At 36.4% G+C, this 5,058-nt stretch carries 6 protein-coding genes and 1 pseudogene; 2 read left to right on the top strand and 5 right to left on the bottom strand.

The window, feature by feature from the left end; genetic code table 11:
• Nucleotides 1–277: 277 nt before the first annotated feature.
• Nucleotides 278–853 carry a F0F1 ATP synthase subunit delta gene (locus HCUR_RS06340; RefSeq protein WP_104207250.1) on the top strand — a complete coding sequence of 192 codons (576 nt, stop codon included), beginning with the start codon at nt 278–280 and terminating at the stop codon, nt 851–853.
• Between the two features lie 166 nt (nt 854–1,019).
• Here the strand turns inward: HCUR_RS06340 and HCUR_RS06335 are convergent, their stop codons facing one another.
• Nucleotides 1,020–1,463: a nucleoside-diphosphate kinase gene (locus HCUR_RS06335; protein ID WP_104207249.1), complete on the bottom strand. Its 444-nt coding sequence runs from the start codon at nt 1,461–1,463 to the stop codon at nt 1,020–1,022.
• Between the two features lie 838 nt (nt 1,464–2,301).
• Between HCUR_RS06335 and HCUR_RS06330 the strand changes: the two genes are divergently transcribed.
• A complete protein-coding gene (locus HCUR_RS06330; protein ID WP_104207248.1) occupies nt 2,302–2,502 on the top strand; it encodes a hypothetical protein in 201 nt (66 codons plus the stop codon).
• Between the two features lie 2 nt (nt 2,503–2,504).
• Here HCUR_RS06330 and HCUR_RS07930 read toward each other — a convergent pair whose 3' ends face one another.
• From HCUR_RS07930 to HCUR_RS09285, 4 genes and pseudogenes are all read right to left on the bottom strand, one after another.
• Nucleotides 2,505–2,693, bottom strand: coding sequence for a hypothetical protein (locus HCUR_RS07930; RefSeq protein ID WP_129591956.1), 189 nt, complete (start codon nt 2,691–2,693; stop codon nt 2,505–2,507).
• A gap of 579 nt (nt 2,694–3,272) precedes the next feature.
• The gene (gene bioD, locus HCUR_RS06325; RefSeq protein WP_104207247.1) at nt 3,273–3,902 is read right to left on the bottom strand and encodes a dethiobiotin synthase; all 630 of its coding nucleotides are present in this window, start codon (nt 3,900–3,902) and stop codon (nt 3,273–3,275) included.
• Nucleotides 3,903–4,679: a methyltransferase domain-containing protein gene (locus HCUR_RS06320; protein WP_104207246.1), complete on the bottom strand. Its 777-nt coding sequence runs from the start codon at nt 4,677–4,679 to the stop codon at nt 3,903–3,905.
• 177 nt (nt 4,680–4,856) lie between these two features.
• A pseudogene (locus tag HCUR_RS09285) lies at nt 4,857–5,058 on the bottom strand (ISAs1 family transposase); the annotation flags it as partial.

Genomic DNA, 5,058 nt, shown 5'->3' with positions numbered 1-5,058 from the left:
TCAACGAAGACAAAGCCTGTATTGGCCATGAGAATACGGCTGAAAACTTAGATATACTGCCTAAATAAGCACTTTTAGTATGAGTGAACCTGAAAAAAAGCCGAAAACCACCCATTAAATCACTGACGGGCAAAAATGCTATGTCTTTCAAACACCTCGCTAACTCTGTCAAGATAAATTTTTCCTGCGTAGGTCCTGTCTCTGGGACCGCTATCTCTAGCCAATACGGCACTTCTCTGCTAGAATTAAATCACCATTACCCCTACTATAGGATGCAATGAAATACCTTGCAAAACCGCGATTTTTTTCCACAGTGTGTCGTCTTTATGGAGAGGTTTTACTTGGAATACCCATCCCACTGTTAAATATCCTTATCAAAGAACTCACTTTGGTAGACATCTGGTTTCGTAAAAGACCTATTTTGTGGCGATTATTATCCGCTTCCCCATCTTTGGCAAACATGGGTCATAGTATTCTGAGTCGTTGTAAAGACAACACTGGGCCTTGGAATTCTGTAACAGAAAAATTGCTGCGCTTACTTTATAAAGAGCACAGAATTTTTTTTCTCCAAGATCTGTTAACCTATTTACAAGATCGTCAACAAGGATTAGAAAATGTATACATTACAACTGCGATTTCGCTCCCCGACCATATCTTATCAGCTTTTGTAGAATTATTTCGAAATCGCTACAATGTTCAGGTACGTATCCATCAGGTTCAAAACCCAAATCTTATTTTGGGAGGTGTAGTAATTTGGCGTAACACACTGATTGATTTTTCTTTAGAACTTCATTTAAGATCAATAGAACAGAAAATGCTTCACGAAATATCGTTGGAACCCTTCACTTCCTAACCTCTATGAAGCAACATGATCTTATCCAAGCTTAAAAAAACGGAAACAGAAGGATACTATCAAAAAAACCAGCCTCAATTTTTTTGAAAGAGGTTTTACGAAAGAGACCCTTCTTTTTAATGCTTTTTTCACAGATAAATTCTGAGATTAAGGATTTTCAAAATGTTTAGAGGGGTAAATAGTCAGTAATATCGAATCCTATTTCTATACCGGAAAAGAAAAAGCTTAATTCTCTAATAGCACTAATCTTGGAGTCCGATCCATGAACCGCGTTAGAATTAATATCTACTCCAAAGCGCGCTCGCAGCGTTCCAGGAAGTGCCTCCTTTGGATTAGTAGCCCCTAATAAAGTTCTGAATCGCAATGGAGTTTCTATTCCTTTTTTTTCATGAATTACCACCAACAAAACTGGTCCCTGAGTCAATCCTTCACACATTTCATGAAAAAAAGATTTATCACGATGTTCTTTGTAAAAAATTTCAACTTGGGAAAAAGTAAGGTGTTGAGTTTTCATAGCAATAATGGAAAACCCTTCTGCTTTTATAGCCATTAAAATTTCTTCACAATGCTGCATCGCTCCTGGTTTTATTAAAGAAAATGTTAAGTTCATAGGTACTCCTTAGAAGTATAGGTGTATGCACCTACAGTATACACGTATTTGGGGGGTATACTTCTAGAGGAAGATTTGATTTTACACAAATTTCGTACTTTACTAAAAATTCATTAAAATACGTTGAGTAAATAATTTAATATAAAAATAGTTAAAATATCACTTCACTCATGTACAAAAAAGTCTATAAAAAGTTTTTGCAAGCAAGTAGCCTAGGTTATTCTAGTCTTTTTTTTCAGAATTAAGTCCGATGCTTTTATAGCTTAAAGATGAGATTTGAAATAATTGAAATAATACTTTATATAAAATAATTATAGAATATTTATAATAAAATAAAAGACAAAAATATTTAAAGATGTCGTATGAATTAGAGTTTTGTCGTAAGGGTTGAGGAATGAAGACGAAAGAAGGGGGGAGCTATGAGAAATCGAGCAGACGCTTTGGAATGGGTCAGCAAACTATAGAAGGAGTCCACGTTTAGAACCGAAATTCGTTTGCTATAAGCCAGCCATAACAATAGACATGGACTGTTTAGAACACGATATACGATAGATTCTTATGCCTATCAGCCTAGAGCGTGGAGTTAGTGCTGTTGGCATTTTGAAAGCCCTGAGACGTCTTGGTGTTCGCTATAAAAAAACTCTTAAATCATCCAAAGGCGGATCCAGAAAAAAGATCTGTTTTTTACAAAAAGTGTAATGAATTAAACAGAAAAGTTGATGAACGTAGAGTTGCCCATAATATGTCAAGAACGCACGGGTATTTGGTAAAAGCGCAGCGTTGTTAAGAAAAACAGGATTGGGGTGCCAAAAGTAGAACACATGGTATAGGCGCTTTAATGGGCTCTACTTTTGGGAAAATTAGATTGTTTACGGATCCTGGAGAGGTATTAATGTGTTGGGTAGAGAAAACAGTACTCACCAATATCCCAGGAAACTTTGGTATTGTTCTGGATAATCCTGTTTTCCATAAAGGTAAAGCTATGCAGAAAATGATTAAGGATTCTGGTCATACTTTACCTACCTCCTTATTCTCTTGACCTTAATTCGAGCGAACATTTTGTCCTAACCTTAAGGGCAGCATCCTCACTTTCAGCGCATCTTTTTCTTCTCTCCAAGCCACCTCCATCGTGATCATAACGGGTCTTGTAATATTGATCTTTTTAATCATCGATGAGAACAGTGCTGAATTAAAGCACGAAAACCCGTACAAAGGGTGCTTTTGAATCATGCCTTATTCCATACATTACAAAACACGACACTGCTCATTCAATCTGTGGGCTAAAAAATAATATTTTTCCCTTCTTACTCACCCGATTTTTAATTCTATACAGAAATTCTCGACTAATATAAGGCGATGGAGTAAAAAGAGCATGATAGAAATAGTTCAATGATATGAGACCATAATCTGACTCTTTCTCGCACCTAATATTATAGGATTTACTATACCTTAGAGCCAAATCAGTGGACCAAAAAAATTTAAAAATTTTAATCTCGTAAATTCTGTACGATTTATACTTTGAGCATAGAAAAATTACAGGAGTACAAAATGACTAAACACCCTGAAGGCTATTGCTGTGTTCATAGCTTAGAAGTTTAGCCTAAGAGAGCGCATGACGTCCGTAAGAATTTTCCTGGGAAGTTTCAATATTCACTTTTTGAATCGTTATACGAAAAAATCTCCCCCTATTACACTCATCGTTTGAAGAATTGATGGAGCCTATAATTTTGAAAAAATTCGTACCCTTACTTCGTCAGTTTGTTCTTACTGTCTAAATTATTCTTAACCTTCATTATTCTTTATATCATCCTAATCCTCTAAATTCAGCGCTTTCATAAGAAGCCTTGGTAAAGAAACTTCTTGAAGCGTTCTGTAAGAAATAGTTTCAAGAATTGGAAATTCAGCAATAATTGGGATTTTTCCATGCTGTTGAATGCTATGCATTACGGCTTTACAACAGGGCCCGTTCATAATAACACCTAAGATAACAATATTTCGTCGTTGAAGTGCCTCCAAACTTAATAATGTGTGGTTGATGGTTCCCAAATATGGCCGTGTTACAAGAATGACGGGAGCGTTAAAATAGAGTATCATATCTATAATAAGTTCTTGATCATTAAGTGGTACCAGCACACCTCCCACACCTTCAATAACCACACGATCGGCCTCAGGAATAGGAATGTCTTCCACTTTTAATGACTTTTCTCCACAAAGGTGCCCAATAACCTGGGGCGCGTTTGGTATTTCATGTACCCAATACTCTTTTAATGTAGACGTCCCTGAGATTTGATAAACTATGCTTCGGTCTGAAGTTGAAGATGAGGGTGCGATTCCCGTCTGTATAGGCTTATAATAACTAAACCCAGTATGAAGACATAACCAGCTGGAGATAACTGTTTTTCCAATGTCTGTATCTGTACCAGTAATAAATACACGCATCTATTTTTGAGTAAGAATGGCAAAAAAAACATTGTATTGTACTTCAAAAGAAAACTCTGGTGTAGCAAGCAATTTTTTTAAGGCTCCATATGTGGAAAGCACAGGAACCGCACTGGCTCCTAGACATTGAAGATAGTGCATAAATTGACGAATACTGGAAAAATTTAATGTAAAAGACCTTCGCCAGATCCGCACTTTTCCTTTAGAAATTTCTTCACACACTCTCTGTATATGAGAAAATTTTGGATATACAGGGGGAGAAATCGCAACGTTCCAGTGCTTTAAAAGTTCGTACCACTGGGAAAAAGTGCCTTCAAGCAAACAGGAAAAAGAAAAAACTTGGGTTTTAGAATACAAGCGTTGTAGTGTCATCAGTGGATGGGCAAGCCATTGAAATACAAAATTACTTACCACAAGATCCTGATCAGGAAAAGAGATACGTTCTAAATCTCCCAACTGATAAGTTATGTGGAGGCTGGAAAATTTTTTTTTGCACTGCTTCAACATTTCCAGCGCGCAGTCGTTTACTGTGTAATGGGCGTTAGGAAAGCTGATTCGTAAATAATCTACCATATACCCGGTGCCTGTACCTAAATCTAAAATGTGTTGTGGTTGAGACTCAGAAAATTCTGAAAGGGTTCTTTCAACGAGTAACTGAGCACATTTTCGCTGAATGTGCGCTACTTCGTCGTAATCAGATGCTGCTCTACTGAATCTTTGAGCAATTTTTTCTTTAAATATTATCAACACTCCATTAACTTTAAAGTTTGAAGTCATTTGTTATTTATTTTTGAATACGCATAAAATTTTAAAAAATAAGAAAAGATTATTTTTTACTTAGTACATCATAATATCTAAAGGTACGAGAAAATGCAAGATGGGTACGCTATCAGGGCCACCTCATAAAAAATTTTGTTGCAAGATACGGAAAAGTATGTCCTCACTCCAGCCCCCTCATTTTTCTGAACCGCTTGATTGATTGTCCTGGCATCTGAGCTTGTTCAGAGCTATATGCCTGATTATTGCCATACTGTGGGGAGTGTTTTCTTTTCGTATTCTTCTTTGATTCTTACCAAATGACCTATCTACTACCCAATGTAAGGCCCAATGACCTCTAATATATGAGAGCATAGTTTCAGGACTTACTTCTAAAGAA

Source organism: Holospora curviuscula (assembly GCF_002930195.1).
Taxonomy (GTDB): Bacteria; Pseudomonadota; Alphaproteobacteria; order Holosporales; family Holosporaceae; genus Holospora; species Holospora curviuscula.
Note: the sequence above shows the minus strand (reverse complement) of the source record. Positions and strands in the feature narration are given on the sequence as shown.

Excerpts from the sequence above, each read along its gene's own strand:
- HCUR_RS06320 (WP_104207246.1), bottom strand. The coding sequence starts at position 4,679 with ATGACTTCAAACTTTAAAGTTAATGGAGTGTTGATAATATTTAAAGAA.
- HCUR_RS06340 (WP_104207250.1), top strand. The coding sequence starts at position 278 with ATGAAATACCTTGCAAAACCGCGATTTTTTTCCACAGTGTGTCGTCTT.
- HCUR_RS07930 (WP_129591956.1), bottom strand. The coding sequence starts at position 2,693 with ATGATTCAAAAGCACCCTTTGTACGGGTTTTCGTGCTTTAATTCAGCA.
- bioD (WP_104207247.1), bottom strand. The coding sequence starts at position 3,902 with ATGCGTGTATTTATTACTGGTACAGATACAGACATTGGAAAAACAGTT.
- HCUR_RS06335 (WP_104207249.1), bottom strand. The coding sequence starts at position 1,463 with ATGAACTTAACATTTTCTTTAATAAAACCAGGAGCGATGCAGCATTGT.
- HCUR_RS06330 (WP_104207248.1), top strand. The coding sequence starts at position 2,302 with ATGGGCTCTACTTTTGGGAAAATTAGATTGTTTACGGATCCTGGAGAG.